This window comes from Virgibacillus sp. CM-4, assembly GCF_000445495.1.
In the GTDB taxonomy this organism is placed as follows: Bacteria; Bacillota; Bacilli; order Bacillales; family Amphibacillaceae; genus Virgibacillus; species Virgibacillus salexigens.
In genome coordinates this window covers 790,403-813,693 of record NZ_AUQA01000002.1, presented here as the reverse complement: position 1 = coordinate 813,693, position 23,291 = coordinate 790,403, and the positions used below count along the sequence as shown (strand labels likewise).

Below are 23,291 nucleotides of genomic sequence, written 5' to 3'. Positions count from 1 at the left end.
ATAAATAGGGAGAACCGATATCAGGTTCTCCCCCTAAGCTTGTAGAAAAACGTTTAGCTACAAGCTTTTTATTGGTAATAAATTGTTTTGCACGGAAATCGTCCGATCGTCCTCGTGATGTTAAGCTTGAATGATTTTCGCATGGAAATTCCGATGACGTGGGCCATCAAATTCACAGAAATAAACGCCTTGCCACGTTCCAAGTACAAGCTTCCCATCTCGAATAATTAATGTTTGTGCATGCCCCATGGTACTTGTCTTTAAGTGAGCTGCAGTATTCCCTTCAAAATGTTTGTCCTTCCGATGTTCCCATGGGTAAATCTCGTCCAATCGCATTAACATATCTGTTTTTACATCAGGATCTGCATTTTCATTAACCGTAATCCCTGCCGTTGTATGCATCGACTGCACAACTAAGATCCCATCTTCTATGTTCGCTTCACGAATCCAATTTTCCAATTGAGCGGTAATATCGAGCATATCCGAATGTTTTTCCGTCCGAATAGAAAATGTTTGATTCAAAACCCTCACCCTTTCTCCTGCTCTTATAATAATTATAACTTGAAAACAAGGAAGGATGAAAGGAAAGGATTAGCATTTGGCGGTATAGCTGAAATAATCAAAGTCTGCATAGTTATACTGTCCAGAGGTATCCTGACACTGCATGCCGACAAATGCACCTGTAAAGAAACCACCACCATGAATATAATCATCCGATAGTTTATAGGAAGGTAGCTTTACTGGTATTTTTGTCCAAGTTTCACCGTCTAGCGAATAAGCATATTCATAAACGGTTGTATTTACATCTACGCGTAAATATACATACTGTATATCATCTGGAATGGAAATTCTATTGTCTCCTAGTGGCTGGGTCAATGAGAAGTTATCGCAGATGGTTAAATCTAGAATTCTACCTTTTATTTCATTCCATGTAATTTGCAAGGCAGTCCAATTCTTCGTATTATAATAGTTTACTAATCCAGCTGCTTGTTGGAACGTCTCAGGTTGAAAGGATACTTTTGTTTCTGCAGTGAAATTAAAATGCTGCCAACGGCGTGCAATAAAACCTTGCGTGAATTTAGAAGTTAATGATTCTCTGCCATAAATGCGCAGGTGGCCAGGGTTGTCATTCAGAGAAACAATGTCTTCTCCCAATGGAATGCGTAAGGATTGAAACTGGTGATTTAGCACCTTTTCATTAAAATCTTCATTTCCTTCCATATCATTATCCCATTGTACTTCCTTCATATTCGGACCTTCGATTTCAAGAAAGGGTTGGTTGCCGCCAACAATATACGGCCAATCGTTTTGCCATTTCATTCGCTGGATGGCAGTTTCCCTTCCAAGTGGGCAATAACCTCTTGGATCTAATAAAGGCTTATTTTCCTGAGGCAATGGACGACCTGTTAAATGGACCAAAAACCACTCATCCGTATGGGTATGAACAATAGAGGCATGCCCAGCCTTTTGAAGAGGATTTCTCGGGTAAGGAAAGGAAGTAATTAATGGATTATCTGGATGTACTTCATATGGACCATTTATCTGTGTTGAACGTGCAATGGTTGCTTGATGATCAAATCTGGTTCCGCCTTCTGCTGTTAAAAGATAGTAATAATTATTTTTTCTATACAAATGGGGAGCTTCAGTAAGCCTAACATCGGTTCCCTTAAAGATGACTTCTTTTTTGCCGATGAGTTTTTCCTTAACCGGATCATATTCTTGCAGGACAATCCCATAGAAATTATGATTGCCATCACGATGGTCCCATACCATATTGACAAAGTATTTTCTGCCATCCTCATCGTGGAAAAGAGATGGATCAAACCCTGAGCTGTTCATATGTATTGGGTCAGACCACTCCCCGTCAATCGTATCACAGGTGACCAAGTAATTATGGCAATCCTTCCAGTTTCCATCGACAACTTTTACATCGGTATAGATAAGCCAGAACTTATTATCACTGAATGATAAAGCTGGGGCCCAAACCCCACCTGAATCTGGGTTTCCCATCATGTTTAATTGACTTAAACGATTCAAGGGTCTTGCAACCAGTCGCCAATTCTTTAAATCCTTTGAATGGTAAATACCTACTCCAGGGAACCATTCAAAGGTAGAGACGGCAATATAATAGTCTTCACCCGCACGACAGATACATGGATCTGGGTTAAAACCTGTTAAGATAGGGTTCTTAATCCTGTTCATGAAAAATATCTCCTTTATAAAAATTTATTAGAATCCGCTTTCATAAAAATATCTGAAATATGTGATGATGTCTTAAGACATCATCACATATTTTGCAGTAAATCATTTCTAAAGAAATTCTCTACGGAAAATGCAGCAACACCTAAGGCTGTTGAATGCGTGGAAAGTTCAGAATAATTAATCTGAAAACCTTTTTGTTGAAACCATAGAGTTTGATTAATCATTCGATTTTTTAAAGGTTGATCCAACCATTTACTTGCAGCAGCCATTCGATTCCCGATAATTACCTGCTCGGGGTTAAAGGTATTGATAATATTATTTATCCCTACTCCTAAATAATCGCCAATTTGTTCGAATAGCTGGATAGCTTCTTTATCCTCGTTTTCTGCTAAGCTTGTTAAACCTTCCAGCGAAATATCTTCCCCTGGTTTTGCAACTATATTACGTCCCTCTGCTCGTTTAACTAAAGCTCTTTCAGAGGCATATAATTCCCAACAACCTTGATTTCCACAACGACATGGTAACCCGTCCACTTGAATGGTCATATGTCCTAATTCACCAGAAAAACCATTGTTCCCTTTATAGAGTTTACCATTTAATATTAGTCCGACTCCTATCCCTATTCCTACACTGATATAAATAATATTTGAAAAGCTTTTCCCTACACCGAACTTCTGCTCTCCATATGCTCCAGCATTTGCTTCATTTTCTACAATGACTGGCAGATCATATTTGTTTTCTACTATTTCTTTTAAATGTATATTTTTCCAATCTAAATTCGGTGCTAAAAGAATATTTCCATCTTTATTAACGGCACCTGGTACGCCTATCCCTATTCCTATAATGCCGTAGGGGCTTTCTGGAGTTGATGCAATTAAAGTGTCTATGATGTGGAATAGGTTTGTTAGAATCTCCTCGTATCCTAAATCTTTAAACTTCATAACTTCCTCATGGCAAATGTTTCCTTTTAAATCAGTTAATACGCCAAGTAAGTAATTGACTCCTAAGTCGATGCCAATTGAATATCCCGCTTTTTCATTAAATAATAGCATAACGGGCCTTCGACCACCGCTTGATTGTCCAGGTCCTGATTCATTAAGTAACACTTCATCCAGTAATTCACTTACTAGAGAGGACACAGTGCCTTTGTTCAAACCAGTTACGTTTGAAACATCAGCTCGTGAAATGGGGGAACGATCTTTAATTGTCTCCAATACGAGTGATTTGTTTTCTTTTTTAACTACATGTTGATTAAATGTTTTTGTCATTCTCATCGATAACGTCATCTCTTTCATTAATTTGTCAGTAACGATGCATAGAACTAAGCAGCTCTCTGTTTCCAGTGTACCATAAATTTAACAAAAATAAACTTTGTTTATTCAGTAGACAAACGATGTTTTGCATGATATTCTTATTTCGTAAGTAAATTGCAACTTTTTAAAAAATAAGGGGCGGGGGTTTGTTTATGTTTAAAAAGAAAGCGATTACATTCTTGTTGTCAGTTTTCATGCTGCTTACCCTAGCAGTTGGATGTTCTGATGCAGATGAAGGGCAGGCTAGCTCTGAAGATGGTAAAACAGTAAAATTTATGCATTTATGGCCAGAGGGTAGTTCTGCTCAGCATAATAAAATTGTAAGCGAAATCATTAACGATTTTGAAAGTGAAAATCCTGATGTAACTATTGATTTAGAAGTCTTGAGTAATGAGCAATACAAAGACAAGTTAAAAGTGCTTTCGACATCGAATGAATTGCCTGATGTCGGGATGACGTGGGCAGCAGGATTTCTTGAACCCTATGTTGATGGTGAATTATTTGCGCCTTTAGATGATTTGGTAGAAGGTGAACTGAAAGATCGATTTGTATCGGGTACAGCTGAAGCATATGCTGTGGATGGCACTACATATGGATTGCCATTGGAATTAAACATTGCAACTGTATTTTATAATAAAGCAATTTTTGAAGCATATGGCCTAGAAGCGCCAAAAACATATGAAGAATTCCAACAAATTGTTAAAACGTTAAACGATAATGGTGTAGCACCAGTTGCCTTAGGTAATAAAGATCGATGGACAGGTTCTTTATGGTATATGTACTTGGCTGATCGAATTGGTGGTTCTGATCTATTAACAAATGCGATAAATCGGTCAGCTTCATTTGATGACCCTGACTTAGTACAAGCAGCTAAGGAAGTACAAAATTTAGTAGACATGAATACATTCGTAAAAGGATTTAATGGACTTTCCGATGAAGAAGCAAAGAGTATGTTTATGAACGAACAAGCAGCTATGTATTTAATTGCAACTTGGGATCTGCCTAATTACACGACCAATGAGGATGTGCCACAAGAATTCAGAGACTCTGTCGGGTACTTTAATTTCCCAACTGTTGATGGAAATGGCGATATGAATAGCTTTGTTGGCGGACCAGGTGTCGGTCTATTTGTATCCGAAAACTCAGAAGTAAAACAAGAGGCAAAAGATTTTGCGTCCTTCTTTGTACAAGAATGGGGAGAGAAGTCAGTAACAGAAGCAGGAGTTATTCCAGCAACAAAAGTGGATGCCGGATCGCTTGATCTCCCACAAATGTATGTGGATGTATTAAATGATTTGAATCAGGCAAGTAATCTTACGCTATTTGCAGATGTCCAAATGAGTGCGGATGTAGCGCAGGTGCATCTGGATATGATTCAGTCCTTATTCGGTAAAGAAGTAGCACCGGGGGATTTCACTAAGCAGCATGAAGACGCGCTGTCTAACGAATAGGGAGATCACCTGATTAATGATGAAAAGGACCATCCCAAAAGGATGTCCTTTTCAACTTCTCAATATGGAGTTGAATGTAATGAATAAAGTAATGTCAAATAAATGGGTGATTACCATCTATATACTTCCGGCTCTCTTATTAGTCGGGGTTCTCATATTTATTCCACTTCTGCTTTCGGGCTACTATGGCTTGATGGATTGGAATGGAATTAGTGCCATGGAATTTATTGGACTGGAGAATTATATTACAGCAATTCAGGATGTGAAGTTTTGGGAAAGTGCATGGCATTCTTTATTATTAGCGCTGTTTTCAACACTTAGCTTAGTAGGATATCTCGCCATATCAGTCATACTAGCCTCCAGGATAAAAGGATCTGATTTATTAAGAAAGATTTATCTAGTACCAATGTTGCTATCATCTGTAGCGATTGCTCAGCTCTGGATTAAAGTATTTAATCCAACGAATGGCATGTTAAATAGTGTGTTAATGACAATTGGGTTTGAAAATCCACCAGCTTGGTTAGCTGAACCCTCTATTGTATTATTTGCTATTTTCGTTCCTATTTTATGGCAGTATGCTGGTTTTTATATTCTTATTTATTATGCAGCGTTAAAAAATATCCCCGAAACGATTATAGAAGCAGCTAGAATTGATGGAGCGACCCCACTTCAGATTGCGTTCCGAATTAAAGTACCATTAATTATGACGGTGATTAAAGTAACAATTGTACTGGCAATTGTCGGTTCATTAAAGTACTTTGATTTGATCTATGTCATGACAGGTGGAGGTCCAAATGGTGCAAGTGAGGTTATGGCCTCGTATATGTATAAACTAGCCTTCTCGAGTAACGATTTCGGTTATGGAAGTGCTATTGGATTTTTATTACTTATTATTACCTTGATTGTCACGATTATTATTAGAAAAGCTACTGCTACCAAAGAAGAAATTCAATACTAAAAGGAGGGATAACATGCAACGTATTGGATATGTCATCTTATATATCGCATTGGCACTTGTTGCTTTATTTCAGGTATTTCCTATTATCTGGCTTTTTATGTTCTCCTTAAAAGATAATCAAGAAATCTTTTCAGGATCACCGTTTGCATTACCAGCAGAATTCAGATGGGAAAATTACGTAACCGTATGGGAAGGGGGGATAGGAGGTTACTTTTGGAATAGTATCTGGATAACGGGGGTAGCGATTATCCTAACTGTACTGTTTGCAAGCATGGCGACATTTGCAATCACTCGCATGCAATGGAAATGGAATAAGCTTGTTTTAGGTTTATTTATGGTAGGTTTAATGATACCTATACATTCAAGCATTATCCCGTTGTTTAATATGTTTTTAAATGTAAATTTAATCGATAATCCGTGGTCGATTGTTATTACGTATACTGCTTATAATCTGCCTATTACGATAATGATTCTATTAGGTTTCTATTATACATTACCACGGGAAATCGAAGAAGCAGCCATTATTGACGGATGTTCCATCCATCGAATGTTTTTTAGAATTATTCTCCCCATGACAACGCCAATAATGTCAACAACGGTAATTATTAATATGATCTATAATTGGAACGAATTTGTTTTCGTCAATACATTCATTAGTTCGGATGAATACAAGACGTTAACAGTAGGTATTCAGAACTTCATTGGCCAGTATATGACAGATTGGGGAGCGATTGGAGCGACGTTAATTATTAGTTTTCTTCCTATTCTACTAGCCTTTCTATTCTTCAGTAATAAAGTAGTAGAAGGAATCTCATCTAGTGCTGTAAAAGGGTAAGATAGCACCCTAGTTTATGGTTGATTCACTTGTGAGTTTCCTGTTTTTTGTGAATCAATTGAAATGCATGTAAACCGAGCCACATCGTAATCAATGCATAAATGGATCCTCCAAAAATAAAAGCCAATGCAGGAAGTGTTTGGTAAATGAAGAATAAAATCGTTAGACAAAGAATCATTAAAAACGTATGGAGCGGATGAATCAACATAATTAAAAATGCTTGCTTTATTATCTTAAATACATGGAGGTCATAATGGACATATGTTGGAAAAATGTAAAATAAGAAAATGATATACAATAGTATAAATGCAAATAAAGGTACTTGTATCCAATCTAATCGACTTGCCTGGATATACCAAATATCCAGACATATTAACAGGATACCTGGCAAGAGGATGGCCCCGAGAATATTGCTTTTCCTAAATTCTTTTTTGTAGTATACCCAGAATGTACGGAGCACAGGAATATCCGTATCCCTTCGTAACCATTTGCGTATAATTGCATACATAGCAGTTGTAGAAGGGAAAATCCCGATAATAATAGCACCTATTAAGGAAAAAAAGATCCATAATACATTGACCAAAGCCATTTTAGTTATCCATTCTAGTATCCGATAAAGTACACTGTTCATATAAGAATCTCCTTAACTATCAAAAGTCCTATATCTTTATATTATAATGGAAACGCTTTTTGTTCTAAACTAGTTCTTTTATTATAAACTTAGTTTATTCAATAGACAAACTAATGATAGATTGCTATACTTTAAATTGAAAGCATTTACATGAAAAGTATTATTAATAGGAGGTATAGATAATGAAATATTTCAACAATGTACCAAAAATAAAGTATGAAGGTGCATCATCAACCAATGCCTATGCATTCAAGTTCTATAATCCAGATGAAAAGATCGGCGGAAAAACGATGGAAGAGATACTTCGTTATGCAGTCGCTTATTGGCATACATTTACTATGGATGGGTCAGATCCATTTGGTGCGGGAACAATGGTGCGTCCTTGGGATAAGTATACAGGTATGGATTTAGCAAAAGCACGGTTGGACGCCGCTTTTGAATTATTTGAGAAATTAGATGTTCCATTTTTCTGCTTTCACGATGTAGATATCGCGCCCGAGGGAAGGAATTTAAAAGAAACCAATCAAAACCTAGATACGATTGTTAGCTTAATGAAGGACTACATGAAAGATAGCAAAACGAAATTGCTCTGGAATACAGCGAATAACTTTACCCATCCACGGTTTATTCATGGTGCGGCTTCTTCTAATCATGCAGACATCTTTGCTTATTCTGCAGCTAAAGTGAAAAAAGGACTGGAAATTGGAAAAGAATTAGGTGCAGAAAATTATGTGTTCTGGGGAGGACGTGAAGGATACGAAACGCTCTTAAATACCGATATGCAATTAGAAATGGATAATCTGGGTCGTTTTTTCCATATGGCGGTTGATTATGCCAAAGAAATTGGATTTAATGGACAGTTCTTAATTGAGCCAAAACCAAAGGAGCCCACGACACATCAGTATGATTTTGATGTAGCTACAGGATTTGCTTTCTTACAAAAGTATGATTTACAAGATCACTTTAAATTTAATATTGAGGCAAACCATGCTACATTGGCTGGCCATACCTTTGAACATGAGTTACGCTATGCTCGCATTAACAACATGCTGGGTTCTGTTGATGCAAATCAGGGCGATCCGTTACTTGGGTGGGATACAGATGAATTTCCAACCGATTTATATAGTACCACGCTAGCTATGTACGAAATTCTTAAAAATGGTGGGCTAGGTCGTGGTGGCCTTAACTTTGATGCGAAAGTAAGAAGAGGTTCATTTGAACCAGAGGATTTATTCCATGCGCATATTGCCGGAATGGATAGCTTCGCTGTTGGTTTACGTGTAGCACAACAATTAATTGAGGATCAAGTGCTAGATGGCGTTATCAATGAACGATACAACAGTTATAATGAAGGTATTGGCAAAGAAATTGTTGAAGGGAACACCGATTTTCACAAATTAGAGGCACATGCGTTAGAATTAAAAGAGATAAGCCATCAATCTGGACGACTTGAAAAAATTAAGACAACAATGAATCAATACTTACTTAGAGCCTATGCAGGTGAATAAGCGGTACTAAATGAGGTGTGAGCAATGAAGTACGTGATTGGTGTGGATTTAGGAACAAGTGCAGTAAAGTTATTATTAGTCAATCAGCTTGGCGAGGTTGTTAAGGAAGTTTCAAAATCGTATCCGTTAATACAAAAAAAGGCAGGTTACAGCGAACAAGACCCAAATGAGTGGGTCACACAAACATTAGCAGGATTAACGGAGTTATTACAGCATTTCCAGGGTGATAAAGCAGCCATTCAAGGAATGAGTTTTTCCGGGCAAATGCATGGGTTAGTTCTTATGGACAATAACAATCAAATTATTCGTCCTGCAATTCTTTGGAATGATACAAGAACAACAGATCAGTGCAAACAAATCTACAATATCGTTGGAGAAAAGCGCTTATTGGAGATCACTAAAAACCCTGCTTTAGAAGGATTCACCTTGCCAAAATTACTGTGGGTCAAGGCAAATGAACCAGGTAATTATCAAAAGGCAGCCAAATTTGTATTACCAAAGGACTATTTACGGTATAGATTAACCGGACAATTGCATATGGACTATTCCGATGCTGCGGGCACTCTTCTCCTAGATATAAATAAGCATCAATGGAGCACGGAAATTTGTGAACTGCTCGATATTTCTACAAGTATTTGCCCCCCGCTCATCGGTTCCCATGAATCAGTAGGAAAGATCAATGCCGAAATAGCTGCAGATACTGGTCTCTCTCCAGCAACACGTGTTTTTGCTGGGGGGGCAGATAATGCTTGTGGAGCAATTGGTTCTGGCATATTAGAGGATGGCAAGACGTTATGTAGTATTGGGACTTCAGGCGTCGTGCTCTCCTATGAATCTACCAATGATAAAGACTTTCATGGGGAGGTTCATTATTGTAATCATGCCGTTCCAGATGCCTATTATACGATGGGAGTTACGTTGGCAGCAGGACATAGTTTAAGTTGGTTTAAAGAAGTAGTTGCTAAAGAGGATAGCTATGAAAATCTTCTAAATGAGATCAGCGCTGTTCCTCCAGGATCAAATGGATTATTATTCACCCCATATATTTCAGGAGAAAGAACCCCCCACGCAGATGCGAATATTAGAGGAAGTTTTATTGGTATGGATAGCTCGCATGAGCGACGTGATTTTGTTCGTGCTGTTTTGGAAGGTATTACTTTTTCTCTTCATGAATCGATCTCGATATTTCGAAAGAGCGGAAAGCAAATTGATACCGTTATTTCAACGGGAGGGGGGGCAAAGAATTCAGAATGGCTACAAATGCAAGCAGATATTTTTAACGCAAGAATAATTAAGCTTTCTAGTGAACAAGGCCCTGGTATGGGTGCTGCTATGTTGGCGGCATTTGGCTGCGACTGGTTTGATTCACTCCAGGCATGTGCAGATACATTCCTACAGGTCGAGCATGAGTTTTACCCTGATTCAGATAAAGTCAAAATGTATCAGCAGTTGTTTCTTCTTTATAAAAACATTTATTACCAAACAAAGGAATTAAATGAAGCTTTGGTTGACTATCGAAAGTAAAAGACAAGTAAGTGAATTTCCCTTTCTCTTCCTAAAGGTGGGCATCATAGAGGATGTTCAATAGGTAGAAAAGGGTTTTTCGTTTAATAGAATTTGTTTTAAAACAAAAGAGTATATGTGAAGGGGAAGAAAGCGTATGTTGAGAAATGCCATTATACAACCCTACTCGATGTATATGAAAACATAGAAGGACAACTACCCGTTTAGCTGTCCATCTATGTTTGCTATTAGCTAATTTTGGTCTCTTTTGAATTGTTCCACATGTTTTCCATCTCTTCTAATGTCTTTCCTTTCGTTTCTGGTACAAACTTCCAAACAAATAGGGCAGAGATTACACTGACAATGCCATAAATTCCATACGTCATTCCACCACTATATTCCATCATCATTGGATAAGTGGAAGATACAAGATAGTTGGCTGCCCATTGTGCGGCTACTGCAATTGCTACAGCTTGGCCACGAATTTTATTAGGGAAAATTTCAGAAATAAGTACCCAGCAAATTGGGCCCCATGACATCATAAATGAAGCAGTATAGATAATAATAAAGATTAATGTCCCAATGCTTATAATATTGGCAAAAGCTAATCCGGCAACTCCGAACATTCCAACAGCCATTCCAATGGAGCCAGTTATTAATAATGGGCGGCGTCCTAATTTATCCACCGTAATAATAGCAATAATCGTGAAGATTACATTCACCAGTCCCATCACAATGGTTTGAAGCATAGAAGCATCTTTTGCTGCACCCATGCTTTCAAAAATACGAGGTGCATAGTATAGGGCAACATTAATACCTACAAATTGCTGGAAGACGGAAAGTAAAATCCCGATAACGATTACCGTTTTACCATAAGCGAAAAGCTTTGATTTAGAGGCGCTTTTTGATTGTTTAATATCTTGTAAGATGTTGGAAGCTGTGTTCTTCCCATTGATCTTTGTTAAAATGGTTAAGGCTTTACTTTCTTGATTGGTTAATGCTAAGTATCTAGGTGTTTCAGGTACAAAGAAAAGGAAAACACCAAATAATAATGCTGGAATAGCTTCTGAAGCAAACATAAACCGCCATCCCATTTCATTTATCCAGTCTAATGACTGTCCTCTTGCAATGCCCCAATTTACAAAATAGACGACTAACATTCCAAATATAATGGCGAATTGATTAAAAGATACAAGCCTCCCCCGTATAGTAGCTGGTGCAATTTCACCAATATACATCGGCACAATTGCTGAAGCCAAACCAACTCCAATCCCACCGATTATTCGGTAGAAATTAAAGGTAAGTAATAGACCAATTGTTGGTTCTCCCACTTCGAAAAATAAAAACTCTGGGTAGGCTGAACCTAATGCTGACAATAAAAAGAGAATTGAGGCTACAATTAATGATTTTTTCCGTCCAAAGGTCGAAGAGAAAAAGCCAGCAATTATTCCTCCTATGATACATCCAATCAAAGCACTAGAAGTAGTTATTCCATGAATAAATGAACTTAGCCCCAATCCATTAATTAGATAATTCTCGATAGATTTCTCTGCCCCTGAGATCACAGCAGTATCGTAACCAAATAACAGTCCACCTAAAGTTGCCACAAAAGTAATGGAAAAGATATAAAGGGAGTTTCTATTCTTTGTCATGTTCATTTTAAAGCCAGGTTATAAATCGCTTACATATAACGATTTCAAAAGAAGCAAGTAACCTGTCTTATCCTCCTTTCAAGATTTGTTTAGCGCTTTCAATTTCTGAAATTAAGTATAACAGGAAACACTTAGTTTGTCTATCGGATAAACTAAGGTGGTGGAAATAGGTATGAATCTAGCTAAAGAACACAGGTCATGAAGATCTTCTTACTTGGGAAGTGGTTTTGCTGACTCGTTATAGCAGAGCCCGTGCCTGTGGAGAGCATGCCTGCTTTATACCGATTTCGTATTGTCTAATAACGAATGAGATCGATCATGAATTTATAGCGGTCCGCTCGGTACGAAGATTTTACGACTTCCAGTGTATGTTTATTCTCTAAATGAGTAGTTCGTTGCATAAGAAGAATCGGGGAATGTTCTTCAATTTGAAGATGTTTAACTTCTTCTTCATTTGCAATCGCAGCTTCAATTAGTTGAAATCCATCCATAATCTTTAAATGAAGGGTATTTTCAATATATTGATAGAGTGAATGCTGGACAATTTCTTCTGTGATTCCCATTACTAGGTTTGCTGGGATATACGTGCGTTCGAGTGCCATAGGAATATCTTCAGCCAGTCGTATTCGTTTGATTTCATACACTGGTGCGTATTCTTTTATTCCTAGCTGTTTAGCAAGCTCCTTTCCAGCTGGAACGATCTCAAACTGAAGTAATTTGCTGCTTGTTTGCATTCCCCTTGCATGCATTTCTTCTGTAAAACTAGTCAAGCCTTGTAACTTCTGTTCAAATTTTGGTCCCATTACAAAGGTGCCCTTACCTTTTATTCGATAAAGGAGTTGATCACTTACAAGATTCATAATTGCTTGCCTGACTGTCATTCTACTTATATTGTACGTTTCGGCGTATTCACGTTCTGAAGGTAATATATCTCCAGGCTGTAACTCCTGTTTTTCAATTTGATTCTTAATATGTTTCTCAAGTTGATGATAGATTGGGATCGGAGATTTTTTATTAATCATGTCGTTACTCCTTAGTTGAATATATTCCTATTCTATTTTATATAGAAAGAAAATTTTCATTTATTAGTTAATTAAAGCATAGCACCAATCTATATAGTTGTCTAGAACAGTTAATTGGGAATGTAAATGGAATAATTAATCATGATATGAAGGAATGTCGATCGTTTAGGGGGATGAAATAATCATTTTATAACTAACGAATACAAATGAAGCGTACCTTCATTTAACACGTTATATTGTGAATGCATTTGTGATTATGACAGCCATAAATATTGGTATAGACATATAGACCTATGTTCGATTTGGAAATTGCATACAATACTGCTCACAATGCAATGAAAGGTTTTTGCAAGTAAGCAACTATAATAAGCCTTTAAAACAAATTTTGAAACATGTTACATACATTAATGACGTGTTAATGGCATGAATATATGTCCAAATTGAATAGAGAAAGGAACTAGGATTAGGATAAACATCACAAATATAGCGATTACATTTTTTAGATTGATAATATTGACATTTTTCAGAAAACTGGTACTATCGGTATAGACAACTAAATGTTACTTAAGTTGTATTATTTGTAATAACAAAAAAAGGGGGAGAAATATGGTGAAGAAAAGAAGTTTTGGGTTTTTGGTAATGATTATGTCAATTTTTCTATTGCTTCTTGCTGCATGTGGAGATGATGGAGGTAATGAATCTTCAGGAGGAAATGATGCAGAAGCGAAAGAGGATGTAGAGCTACGAGTGGTTACTACAATGGCAGGTACGGATCCGGCAGGTGAAGTGTTTGAAACATTATTAGAAGAATTTAAGAAAGAAAATCCTCATGTTTCCATTGTCAATGAGTCTCAATCAGCAGATGCTGGTACAATTCGTACCAAAATAAATACCGACTTTACATCGAACAACGAACCAGATCTTATGTTTTATTTTAATACGGTAGATGCTGAAGGAATTATCGATGCTGGAAAAGTGGTGAATCTTGAAGAAGCAGAAGGTGTAGACCTTTCTGGTTATGGAGAGATGTTGGAACAGCAGCGATATGAAGATGGTAATCTTTATGCTGCTCCACAAACCGGTTTCTATGAAGGGTTATTTGTCAATAAAAAATTATTTGAAGAACATGGCGTAGATTTGCCAACAACTTGGGAGAAATATGAAGAGGCAATTAAACAGTTCTCCGAAACGGATATTATTCCAGTAGCTGCTTCAACCGAAGATTCTTATTACGTAGTAGAGCATTATGCACTAGCTGCTGGTGGTGCAGAGAACTATAATGCTACCTTGGCAGATAAAAATGCGGCATGGGCAGAAGGTCTAGATAATATTGGGAAACATGCAGAAATGGGAGCGTTCCCCGAAGATGCAGGAACGATTGATCTAGCGATGGCTTCCAATCTTTTCCATCAAGAACAAGCAGCAATGCTCTATGAAGGTTCTTGGGCGTGGGGAAGTATTCCAGAAGAAGTTGCAGAACATGTAGAAGTATTGCCAATGCCGATTTACGCAGAAGGTGGATCAACTGGAGATGTTGTAGGTGGTGCTTCTCAAGGTTGGTTTATAAGTACAAAAGCGTATGAAGACGAGAATAAAAAAGATGCCGTTGTTAAGTTATTCAACTTTTTAACATCAGAGGAAAACATTTTACGAATTGCAGAAGCTACTGGACAGGTTCCAGCAAAAGGATCGCTATCTGATTTACCAGAAAATATTGCAGTAGGTCATAAAATGGTAGATGAAGCAGGATCAGTATTGACTCCAATTAATGACCGGATTCTACCAGAAGCTTTTACACTTATTCGAACAAGTGTACCACAAATTGTAAGTGGTGATAAAACAGGTAAGGATGTACTTGAAGAAGCTACTGCTTTAGAATAATTCATGATAAGGCTGTCTCCATCGTATGTGAGGCAGCTCTTATTTAAATCATGTTAAAAAGGGGTTCATTATGAAAGGTGATCGATTCGTTATATTTCTTTTCTTAGCGCCAGCTTTTTTAATCTCAGCTGTTTTTTTATATTATCCTTTTTTCGAAAACATTGTTCAAAGTTTTTATAATACGGATGGTTTTTTTAATTCGGAATTTATTGGATGGGATAATTATAAACGGTTGTTTGAGGATGAGATTGCCATTGGCGCAACATTAAATTCATTAGAATTAATGTTATATGTTGCTATTTTTCAAGTAGGTATAGCTTTGGTGTTAGCGGTAATGGTCGACTCGATTAAACATGGGGTTCGTTTTTTCCGCACGACGTTTTTCTTTCCAATTGTCATCTCCGGTGCTGCTATCGGTTTGTTGTTTACATTAATTTATAATCATCGCAATGGTCTCTTAAATGAAATATTAGTGAATTTAGGATTTGAACGAATTGTTTGGCTGACAGAGCAATCGTCGTTGTACATGGTGGCAATTCCCACGATATGGAGTTATGTAGGCTTTTACTTTTTGATCATACTAACAGCGATAGAAAAGATCCCAGACGATTTCTATGAAGCAGCTAAATTAGAAGGAATTACAGGGTTTCAACGAATGACCAAATTAACGATTCCTCTAATTGTTAGCGATTTAAAAACATGCCTTGTTCTAGCAATTACAGGAGCATTAAAGATATTTGAATTGGTTTACATTATTACGAGGGGCGGGCCAGCAAGATCTTCGGAGGTTTTAGGTACATACATGTATCAAAAAGCTTTTGATGATGGTGCGATTGGCTACGGTGCTACCTTAGCAGTACTGATGGTCGTCATAGGTCTGTCATTGGCGTTCCTTACGAATACGTTTTTAAGCAATAAGGATGAGGTAACCTATTAATCGATGAATTTTAACAAGAAAAGTGGTGAACACAACTTGGGTACTGAAGAAAAACAATTGACATTATGGGAAAGTTTCCTTGGCCGATTGTTTACAAAATCTAAATTTGGCAAACTATTTATTTATACGATCCTGATTGTTTGGTCAATTTCTACAATCTTCCCACTACTTTGGGTATTTTTAAACTCGTTTAAGCCATCAAAAGAGATTATCACCAATACGTTTCGGCTGCCAGCTGACCCAACATTGCAGAATTATTTGAATGCTTTTGATACAATAGATATTGGAAAGAGTTATCTGAATAGTTTTATTATGTCTGGGTCGGTTGTGTTTTTTACCCTATTCTTTGGGGGGTTAGCAGCTTTTGTTATGGCGAGGATGCGGTTTCGTCTTCGCGGAGTGTTGCAAACAGTTCTAGTAATGAGTTTGTTAATTCCAGCATTTGCTACGATTGTACCTGTTTATCGAATGATGATCGATCTCGAATTGGTGAACACGTATTGGGCATTAATTATTCCACAAACAGCAGGGAATCTACCATTTGCCATTCTCGTTATTAGTGGATATATGGCAACGATACCAAAAGAACTGGAAGAGGCATCATTAATGGATGGGTGCAGTCGCTGGTCAATGTTTACGAGAGTATTTCTTCCGGTCTCATTGCCTATTTTCGGTACAGTGGGGACATTTGTATTTTTATGGTCGTACAATGACTTATTTACATCGCTTGTTCTCGTTGAACAGGAGCAAGTCCGTCCGATCGTTGTTTTATTATCACATGTCAGCTCCCAATATGGTACAGATTATGGTCTAATGACAGCGGCAATTGCGATGACGGTTATACCGGTGATTGTCTTTTATTTATTCGCTCAAAAGACATTGGAAAAAGGAGCAACTTCTGGAGCAGTTAAAGGGTAAACAGGGATAATGGTGGAAAGTGATGCATATGCTTTCTACCAATCTTGTTACATTGACAAAGGGAGGATGAAAGATGAAGCTCAAATTAGAAGGAGATACAGAAGCAGTACTATCAGGAGTTCATGCCTTGCAGCAAGAGTTAAACTTCAAATTGACAGATGATGGAATTCCTATACATATCGAGCAAGCAGATAACCAATTATCCGTTTCATATGAAGATGGACGAGCGAAAATTGTATTTGGGGAAAAGGCAGGCTTTTTCCGTGGGCTAGGGTTATTTTTCCAGAATTATGCACAGAAGGAGGCATTTTTCTTAGAAGAAGAGCCGCAATTTGACACGATTGGTCCAATGTTTGATGTCTCACGGAATGCCGTGATGAGAGTAGATCAATTTAAGGGGATCTTTCGTAAATTAGCATTAATGGGCTTTAATGCCGCCATGATTTATATGGAAGATTTATATGAAATAAAAAACGAGCCCTATTTTGGATATATGCGGGGGAGGTATTCCCAGGAAGAATTAAAAGCGCTTGATGACTATGCAGATCAATTTGGAATTGAAGTTATTCCATGTATTCAAACGCTGGCACACTTGGAAGAGTTTTTGAAGTGGAGTGATGCCGCTAGATTAAAAGATACACGTGGAGTACTGCTAGTTGAAAGTGAAGATACGTACCAATTTGTAAAAGAAATGGTTGAAACGGTATCCAAGCCGTTTCGTAGTTCACGTATCCATATTGGAATGGACGAGGCGGAAGAATTGGGCAGAGGGGTCTATTTGAATAAATTTGGTTATAAGGATCGTCTCGAATTAATGACCAAGCATTTGGAACGTGTGTTAGAAATCGTTGAAGCAAATGGGTTAAAACCATTCATGTGGAGCGATATGTTTATTAAGCTAGCATCAAAAACAGGAGATGCTCATTATGATCCTGCTACAGAAATTCCTGAAGAAATCATTGAAGCAACACCTGAGAATGTTACGTTAATGTATTGGGATTATGCCCATACAAAAAGAGAAGATTACCTAGCTATGATGGGAAAGCATAAGGCCTTTGGAAGGAACCCTGCTTTTGCTGGAGGTATATGGGTTTGGAATACATTTGCAACGAATTATGGATTGTCCCTAGATGCAAGTCATGCAGCCTTACAAGCATGTAAGCAAGAAGGGATTCAAGATGTATTTGTAACCCTTTGGGGAGATGATGGCTATGAAAATAATTATTATTCTGCTTTATTAGGTTTGCAATTATATGCCGAGCATGCGTATACTAACGATTTAGATCGAGAGAAAGTGACGGAGCGGGTGAAATTTATTACAGGTATAGAGGAAGGAGCCTTCCTATTATTAAATCAATTAGATGCCATTCCTGGAGTAGCAAAAGATAATAAAGAACAAACCAATCCTTCTAAGTTTTTACTTTGGCAAGATGTATTACTTGGCGTATTTGATAAACATGTAGAAGGGCTTGATCTTTATTCACATTATCAAGAACTAGCGCAAAAAATCCTAGCGATACGAAACCCGGATCATGAATTGGATTTTATCTTTGATGTACCTCAGAAATTAGCAGAACTATTGAGTTTGAAAGCGACGATTGGTGTAGAACTAAAGGCCGTCTATGATGCAGGCAATAAAGAAGGATTAAAACAAATAGCCGATCAGATTTTGCCAGAAATTTTGGAGAGGGCAGAAAAGTTACGCATTGCTCATCGCTATCAATGGTTATCTATGAATAAACCATTTGGCTGGGAAGTAATTGATATACGTTATGGTGGATTAAAGTCAAGATTGGATACAGCGATCCATCGGATTAATCAATATTTACAAGGTGATATTGCCATGATTGATGAGCTCGAACAAGAACGTCTATATTATCATGATATTAAAAATTCAACTGCAATTGGCTGGTCTAGTTATTACTATCGCATGGCTACACCAAATGTATTCTTCCATGTGCTTCCAATATAATCAACAGGGAGTGTGTCTATGACAACAAAAGCGAATCCTTATCATGTATATGTAGGGACGTATGGAGAGGAGTTAGATGCTTCCATACAAATCCTATCCTTAGATACAGAGGCAAGGACTTTGAAACTAAAAGCGACCGCAAAAGGGATTAAAAACCCCTCTTACCTAACGATAGATAAGCAGCAACAGTTACTTTATGCAGTAAGTGAAGTAGATCAAGGAGAAGTCGTTTCGTATCTAATAAGGGAAGATAATGCTTATTTGACAGAACAAAGTTATCAAAGCACCTATGGAAATGGTCCATGTTATGTAACCATGGATGAAACAGAAAGCTACTTATTAACTGTTAACTATGGAGAAGGTACAACGACCGTGCATCAGTTACAGGAAGATGGTGCAATTGGTCCACTAACGGATCAACAGGAGTATGGTGCTGGTTCACATCCACATACCATTGTACACCTTCCCTATACTCATAAATATGTAGTGACTGATTTAGGGTTAGATAAATTATATCTATACCGCTTTCGTAATGGAAAACTAGAACTCATCAATAGCTTTGATACCGTTCCAAAGTCAGGCCCAAGGCATGTAGCCGTAGCAATAAATCATCGGAAGCTGTATGTCGTGAATGAGTTTAATTCAAAAATTAGCGTTTACCACTACAATGAAAGCATAACAGGCTTACAACTCGTCCAAGAAATCAGCAGTCTACCTGCTGATTTTGAAGCGGATAATTTTGGGGCAGATATTCATATTGCCCATAAAAAATCATATTTATATGCCTCCAATCGAGGACATCATAGTATTGCTATATTTAAAATGGATAAGGATGGAACTTTATCGTTGGTTGATTATGTATCAACAGTAGGAGATTGGCCGAGAAGTTTTGCTCTTACTCCAGATGAAAATGGGATGTTAATTGCAAATGAGCATAGCAATTCAATTGTATTAATGGAAATTGGAACGAACGGTATCCCTAGATATTCAGGGATTGAGTATTGTATTGACGCACCTGTCTGTGTCAAAGTCAAGTGATGATAAAAGTTTGGGGTGATTGCAATTCGGCTGTTGAGAAACTCTCGGCGGCCATTTTTTAGCCTCATCGACAAGATGCTTTCTAGCAGTGACTTAAAGAATTGGATAAGAGAAGAGAATGGAGGAGAATGTCTACATATATCTAGGCAACAATCTAGCTTATTACGTGAACCTGATTATTGATGTAAGTTGATTCCGATGAAGCGAAAGCCCGTCATTCCTTTGGAAAAACGAGCGACTTCGAATTCGTTGAACCTGATTTTTGCAAAGAAGCTCTGGCCTTTGTCCGCGGAAAATCGGGATATTCCGCTCCTGAATTATGAACGCAGCTTATCGAAAAAATCAATGCTTCAGTATGTTTCTTTATAAAGTTCTTTGAATAAGGCTTCGGCATGGGAGCGATTATCTCCATCTTCTCGAATTACTGCGATTTTACTTGCTGACGCAATTGCTAATCCTGAAAACAAAGGATGATCACTTAGATCCAAACCATATGGGTGTTCCTTCGTATCTGATTCCTTTTGATGAAAAAGCAGCGTGACAGATGATGGAAGTGCTAATTGTTCTAATGAAAGAAAAGGTCCATCCTCTACAAAGCGTTTAAAATAATCAAGGTCAAAAATGTAAATATCAGGCTTATTTTCCTTGATGGCAATCTGACCTTGTTGAAAATTTGCCATATCTTCTGTTGCGTTTACTTGATTAGGTACATACACAAGCCTTATATGAATACGCTCCCAATTTGGGAATGATTTTTGAACCCGTTGTTCGATAGAGGAGAAATCCTCTTCCTGATAATTACCAAACAACATAATATCTAAATCTGCCGGGGCTTTGTTTGCCTCATTTGATTTAGCAATTTGGCCTTCGATAAGGGTATAGCCAAGTGAAGATACGAGGAGAAGCAAACAGATAGCAGCAATCGTATGATATTTATAATGGTAAGAAAAGTTTTCGATCCGTTTTCGAAATGTATCCGAAGTATGTTTGTCCATATGCAACGATCCTTTTCATAGATTTGGTGCAAAGCTGCTGTAGTAAATCTATGCTGTTACGTTGGGTTGATTATACCATAATTTAAATGCCATTCTGTTCTACATGGAGAATATCTATCGGTCCAAAACCATTCACGCGCTACGTTTCTACTTTCTGTATGAGGGTATATTACTGCTAGTCAATAAAAGGAGGGGGACAATGTTAGCCATTATTTCATGAGTTTTTTTAGCAATCGGATTCTTCTGTTCTTTGATTATAATTATGGGTATTATTAGGCATCCGCAAATGATGGAAATCATGGATGTGGTTTGGCCAATAAATGGATGGTTTTTGGGTCCATTGGCGCTGTGGACATATTTTAGATGGGGGTCGAATAAAAATATAGATATTCAAGACAACCGCCATCAAACCGCTAAAGTATTTGTTTCTACCAGTCATTGCTCAGCAGGTTGCACTGTCGGAGATAATGCTGTTGGTGTTCCCTTTGTTGTTTGGACTGTAACGATTGCAGGCTCCACCTTATCTGCTCATTTAATAGTAGAATTTATACTCGCCTACATAGTTGGTATTATATTTAAATTTTATACCATCTATCCAATGAACGAAGCACAGGGAAGGATGGGTTCCATTAAGGCAGCCATTAAGTCAGATTCAATCTCTCTAATTGCATTTGAAGTTGGAATGTTTGGTTAGATGGTAATTGTACATTTTATCCTATTTACCCAGTAAATCAACCGAGTCTATTTATTGATATATGATGCGAATTGCAATGGTTTTAGGTTTTCTTACAAGCTATCCTCCTAATTGGATTCTAGTACGGAAGAACATTAAAGCAGCGACGTGAGTCAGGAATTCTATTAAAACCATCGGATTAGAAAGATAGAAAGACCCTCTTAATAAGAAAAGGGTCTTTTTTAAGGATAACTTTTATTTCAAAATAGTGCCAAGTGAGTAAAAGTAAGTGAGATAACTGGTATTGTTTGAGGATGCTGTTCCTTCACTAACAAGCTCCCAAACCTCAGCTTCACCTGGTGTTTCACCTTGGGTCCACCATTTTGCTTCATAAATATTTCCATTATAGGTTACTTGATCTCCACCTAGATAAGTTTCGTTTGCATCCCAGGCAGGAGCATCACTTGGTTCTCCGGGATCAGGTTCGCCAGTTCCTGGATCACCAGGTTCTACATACTCCCCATCGAAGTTGGCATCAATTACATTGTAAAATGCATTTGCTGTATCAGCCACTTCCCAGTAAGCAAGGATGACATGATACCCTATTCTATCTGGAATCACGCAGTCATGATTAACTGTAAATGGAGGGCGATCTCCATTATCATCAATGGAGCAGAATCGTTCGAAATCAGAACGTTCTAAAGGATCATTTGGATCCCAGTCTTCTTTTGTGATGTAATATTCCCATTTATCTGTTGCATGGGCAGCTGTTAGTGTCCATTCGAATGTAAAAGCACCACTTGACATGGGAACCTTCGCCCAGCGATCTTCCGATTGAGCATCGAGTTCATGAAAGATATTTGCACTGGCAATTTTTCCATCTGGAGGACCACCTTCTGGATAATTACCAGGAGCTTCAAGACTTTGCGGTTCATAGATCACAGCACCACAGTCATAGTTGGCTCCGTCAGCACATAATAAGTTACGGCTCTCTGGATTATTAACATATCCGTGTGCGGATACAGAATTAGCAAAAGCAACGGAACATAATAACATAATCAGAGCACCTAAAGTGATTTTCAATGTTTTCGGAACGGATGTTAGTAAATTCATTTAATTCCTCCTTGAAAACGTAAATGGTGCGAAAGGTCGGGTGAAATGAAATTAGAGCAGTGATTGAATAGAATAAGAACTTGATATATTTTATAAACGGATTGTTGTCATAGAATAGCTGAGTTATTAGAAGAGCAATACGTTCTTATAATTAAGGGGGAGGTGTACATAATGTTGGTTTCTTGATTTATTGCTCCTGTCTAGACAACTGTAACAAAGTATACAAATTTATCCTCCTCTCTCTAATATTTGTCATAACCTTTCGCTTACTTCAAGTATACATAAGTAGATACAAATATCAACAGAAGGTTAAGAATTTACAGATAATTGATGAAAAAGACCTGCCTAAAGTAGATAATTTCTTAAAATAGTTCATATTTACCAATTTTCAGGAATTTATGATGTGGCTGTAGACTTCGAATTAATTATAAACTGGTATGGTCATCCTAACATAATAATGCCTTTGTTTAGACAGGAGGGATGTCTTTCGTTCTCGGGAGTTTCCTTAAGATGAATTAAAGCAGAGCCCCTAAATTGAAGGGAACTGGCTCTACATAGGTGATGCTAGCTTTGCCAAGTTAGATGAGTCCAAGGAAAGTATAATCAATATCAGAGTGCAAATGAAATATGCCTCCGTATTTTAATCATGTCAACAATGGAGATGACAAAATTATATTTAGATTTCATTG

The 23,291-nt window shown here is 37.5% G+C and carries 20 protein-coding genes; 12 read left to right on the top strand and 8 right to left on the bottom strand.

What is annotated here, in order from left to right:
• Positions 1 to 120 precede the first annotated feature (120 nt).
• The 3 genes from M948_RS27450 to M948_RS27440 all read right to left on the bottom strand — a co-directional run bounded on the left by M948_RS27450 (position 121) and on the right by M948_RS27440 (position 3,476).
• Complete coding sequence (locus tag M948_RS27450; protein WP_031335137.1) at positions 121 to 522, bottom strand: secondary thiamine-phosphate synthase enzyme YjbQ; 402 nt, start codon at positions 520 to 522, stop codon at positions 121 to 123.
• Positions 523 to 591: 69 nt separating this feature from the next.
• Positions 592 to 2,202: a glycoside hydrolase family 43 protein gene (locus tag M948_RS27445; protein WP_021289616.1), complete on the bottom strand. Its 1,611-nt coding sequence runs from the start codon at positions 2,200 to 2,202 to the stop codon at positions 592 to 594.
• Positions 2,203 to 2,285: 83 nt separating this feature from the next.
• Positions 2,286 to 3,476: an ROK family protein gene (locus tag M948_RS27440; RefSeq protein WP_021289615.1), complete on the bottom strand. Its 1,191-nt coding sequence runs from the start codon at positions 3,474 to 3,476 to the stop codon at positions 2,286 to 2,288.
• A 191-nt stretch (positions 3,477 to 3,667) separates the two neighbouring features.
• Here M948_RS27440 and M948_RS27435 point away from each other — a divergent pair, with 191 nt between their 5' ends.
• The 3 genes from M948_RS27435 to M948_RS27425 all read left to right on the top strand — a co-directional run bounded on the left by M948_RS27435 (position 3,668) and on the right by M948_RS27425 (position 6,759).
• Positions 3,668 to 4,966 (top strand): extracellular solute-binding protein, encoded by a 1,299-nt coding sequence (locus M948_RS27435; RefSeq protein WP_021289614.1) that lies wholly within the window; start codon positions 3,668 to 3,670, stop codon positions 4,964 to 4,966.
• A gap of 79 nt (positions 4,967 to 5,045) precedes the next feature.
• Positions 5,046 to 5,924 carry a carbohydrate ABC transporter permease gene (locus M948_RS27430; protein ID WP_031335135.1) on the top strand — a complete coding sequence of 293 codons (879 nt, stop codon included), beginning with the start codon at positions 5,046 to 5,048 and terminating at the stop codon, positions 5,922 to 5,924.
• A gap of 13 nt (positions 5,925 to 5,937) precedes the next feature.
• On the top strand, positions 5,938 to 6,759 hold the full coding sequence (locus M948_RS27425; protein WP_021289612.1) for a carbohydrate ABC transporter permease: 822 nt from the start codon (positions 5,938 to 5,940) through the stop codon (positions 6,757 to 6,759).
• 25 nt (positions 6,760 to 6,784) lie between these two features.
• On the opposite strand, the gene M948_RS27420 is transcribed toward M948_RS27425, so the two are convergent.
• Positions 6,785 to 7,390: a YesL family protein gene (locus M948_RS27420; protein WP_021289611.1), complete on the bottom strand. Its 606-nt coding sequence runs from the start codon at positions 7,388 to 7,390 to the stop codon at positions 6,785 to 6,787.
• A 182-nt stretch (positions 7,391 to 7,572) separates the two neighbouring features.
• Here M948_RS27420 and xylA point away from each other — a divergent pair, with 182 nt between their 5' ends.
• Positions 7,573 to 8,898 (top strand): xylose isomerase, encoded by a 1,326-nt coding sequence (gene xylA / locus M948_RS27415; RefSeq protein WP_021289610.1) that lies wholly within the window; start codon positions 7,573 to 7,575, stop codon positions 8,896 to 8,898.
• A gap of 24 nt (positions 8,899 to 8,922) precedes the next feature.
• On the top strand, positions 8,923 to 10,422 hold the full coding sequence (gene xylB, locus M948_RS27410) for a xylulokinase (protein ID WP_021289609.1): 1,500 nt from the start codon (positions 8,923 to 8,925) through the stop codon (positions 10,420 to 10,422).
• A 227-nt stretch (positions 10,423 to 10,649) separates the two neighbouring features.
• On the opposite strand, the gene xylE is transcribed toward xylB, so the two are convergent.
• Together xylE and M948_RS27400 are read right to left on the bottom strand one after the other, a co-directional pair.
• Entirely contained in the window at positions 10,650 to 12,053 is a 1,404-nt protein-coding gene (xylE, locus tag M948_RS27405; protein WP_031335133.1) for a D-xylose transporter XylE, read from the bottom strand.
• A 296-nt stretch (positions 12,054 to 12,349) separates the two neighbouring features.
• Complete coding sequence (locus tag M948_RS27400) at positions 12,350 to 13,075, bottom strand: GntR family transcriptional regulator (protein WP_021289607.1); 726 nt, start codon at positions 13,073 to 13,075, stop codon at positions 12,350 to 12,352.
• A 606-nt stretch (positions 13,076 to 13,681) separates the two neighbouring features.
• Here M948_RS27400 and M948_RS27395 point away from each other — a divergent pair.
• The 5 genes from M948_RS27395 (at position 13,682) to M948_RS27375 (ending at position 19,821) form a co-directional block, all read left to right on the top strand.
• Positions 13,682 to 14,956, top strand: coding sequence for an ABC transporter substrate-binding protein (locus M948_RS27395; RefSeq protein ID WP_021289606.1), 1,275 nt, complete (start codon positions 13,682 to 13,684; stop codon positions 14,954 to 14,956).
• A 70-nt stretch (positions 14,957 to 15,026) separates the two neighbouring features.
• Complete coding sequence (locus tag M948_RS27390; RefSeq protein ID WP_021289605.1) at positions 15,027 to 15,893, top strand: carbohydrate ABC transporter permease; 867 nt, start codon at positions 15,027 to 15,029, stop codon at positions 15,891 to 15,893.
• A gap of 3 nt (positions 15,894 to 15,896) precedes the next feature.
• Positions 15,897 to 16,811 carry a carbohydrate ABC transporter permease gene (locus M948_RS27385; protein ID WP_021289604.1) on the top strand — a complete coding sequence of 305 codons (915 nt, stop codon included), beginning with the start codon at positions 15,897 to 15,899 and terminating at the stop codon, positions 16,809 to 16,811.
• Between the two features lie 73 nt (positions 16,812 to 16,884).
• Positions 16,885 to 18,783: a beta-N-acetylhexosaminidase gene (locus M948_RS27380; protein WP_021289603.1), complete on the top strand. Its 1,899-nt coding sequence runs from the start codon at positions 16,885 to 16,887 to the stop codon at positions 18,781 to 18,783.
• 18 nt (positions 18,784 to 18,801) lie between these two features.
• Positions 18,802 to 19,821: a lactonase family protein gene (locus M948_RS27375; protein ID WP_021289602.1), complete on the top strand. Its 1,020-nt coding sequence runs from the start codon at positions 18,802 to 18,804 to the stop codon at positions 19,819 to 19,821.
• Positions 19,822 to 20,171: 350 nt separating this feature from the next.
• On the opposite strand, the gene M948_RS27370 is transcribed toward M948_RS27375, so the two are convergent.
• The gene (locus tag M948_RS27370; RefSeq protein WP_021289601.1) at positions 20,172 to 20,816 is read right to left on the bottom strand and encodes a hypothetical protein; all 645 of its coding nucleotides are present in this window, start codon (positions 20,814 to 20,816) and stop codon (positions 20,172 to 20,174) included.
• A 286-nt stretch (positions 20,817 to 21,102) separates the two neighbouring features.
• On the opposite strand from M948_RS27370, the gene M948_RS27365 reads away from it, so the two are divergent.
• A complete protein-coding gene (locus M948_RS27365; RefSeq protein WP_255326111.1) occupies positions 21,103 to 21,510 on the top strand; it encodes a DUF4396 domain-containing protein in 408 nt (135 codons plus the stop codon).
• Between the two features lie 61 nt (positions 21,511 to 21,571).
• Positions 21,572 to 21,661 (top strand): DUF4396 domain-containing protein, encoded by a 90-nt coding sequence (locus M948_RS43820; RefSeq protein ID WP_306465006.1) that lies wholly within the window; start codon positions 21,572 to 21,574, stop codon positions 21,659 to 21,661.
• Between the two features lie 83 nt (positions 21,662 to 21,744).
• Here M948_RS43820 and M948_RS27360 read toward each other — a convergent pair whose 3' ends face one another.
• Positions 21,745 to 22,602 (bottom strand): lytic polysaccharide monooxygenase, encoded by an 858-nt coding sequence (locus M948_RS27360; protein ID WP_021289599.1) that lies wholly within the window; start codon positions 22,600 to 22,602, stop codon positions 21,745 to 21,747.
• Between the last annotated feature and the right edge of the window lie 689 nt (positions 22,603 to 23,291).

Coding starts and splice junctions, on each gene's coding strand:
- M948_RS27445 (WP_021289616.1), bottom strand. CDS start 2,202: ATGAACAGGATTAAGAACCCTATCTTAACAGGTTTTAACCCAGATCCA.
- M948_RS27440 (WP_021289615.1), bottom strand. CDS start 3,476: ATGAGAATGACAAAAACATTTAATCAACATGTAGTTAAAAAAGAAAAC.
- M948_RS27435 (WP_021289614.1), top strand. CDS start 3,668: ATGTTTAAAAAGAAAGCGATTACATTCTTGTTGTCAGTTTTCATGCTG.
- M948_RS27430 (WP_031335135.1), top strand. CDS start 5,046: ATGAATAAAGTAATGTCAAATAAATGGGTGATTACCATCTATATACTT.
- M948_RS27425 (WP_021289612.1), top strand. CDS start 5,938: ATGCAACGTATTGGATATGTCATCTTATATATCGCATTGGCACTTGTT.
- M948_RS27420 (WP_021289611.1), bottom strand. CDS start 7,390: ATGAACAGTGTACTTTATCGGATACTAGAATGGATAACTAAAATGGCT.
- xylA (WP_021289610.1), top strand. CDS start 7,573: ATGAAATATTTCAACAATGTACCAAAAATAAAGTATGAAGGTGCATCA.
- xylB (WP_021289609.1), top strand. CDS start 8,923: ATGAAGTACGTGATTGGTGTGGATTTAGGAACAAGTGCAGTAAAGTTA.
- xylE (WP_031335133.1), bottom strand. CDS start 12,053: ATGACAAAGAATAGAAACTCCCTTTATATCTTTTCCATTACTTTTGTG.
- M948_RS27400 (WP_021289607.1), bottom strand. CDS start 13,075: ATGATTAATAAAAAATCTCCGATCCCAATCTATCATCAACTTGAGAAA.
- M948_RS27395 (WP_021289606.1), top strand. CDS start 13,682: ATGGTGAAGAAAAGAAGTTTTGGGTTTTTGGTAATGATTATGTCAATT.
- M948_RS27390 (WP_021289605.1), top strand. CDS start 15,027: ATGAAAGGTGATCGATTCGTTATATTTCTTTTCTTAGCGCCAGCTTTT.
- M948_RS27385 (WP_021289604.1), top strand. CDS start 15,897: ATGAATTTTAACAAGAAAAGTGGTGAACACAACTTGGGTACTGAAGAA.
- M948_RS27380 (WP_021289603.1), top strand. CDS start 16,885: ATGAAGCTCAAATTAGAAGGAGATACAGAAGCAGTACTATCAGGAGTT.
- M948_RS27375 (WP_021289602.1), top strand. CDS start 18,802: ATGACAACAAAAGCGAATCCTTATCATGTATATGTAGGGACGTATGGA.
- M948_RS27370 (WP_021289601.1), bottom strand. CDS start 20,816: ATGGACAAACATACTTCGGATACATTTCGAAAACGGATCGAAAACTTT.
- M948_RS27365 (WP_255326111.1), top strand. CDS start 21,103: ATGATGGAAATCATGGATGTGGTTTGGCCAATAAATGGATGGTTTTTG.
- M948_RS43820 (WP_306465006.1), top strand. CDS start 21,572: ATGATGCGAATTGCAATGGTTTTAGGTTTTCTTACAAGCTATCCTCCT.
- M948_RS27360 (WP_021289599.1), bottom strand. CDS start 22,602: ATGAATTTACTAACATCCGTTCCGAAAACATTGAAAATCACTTTAGGT.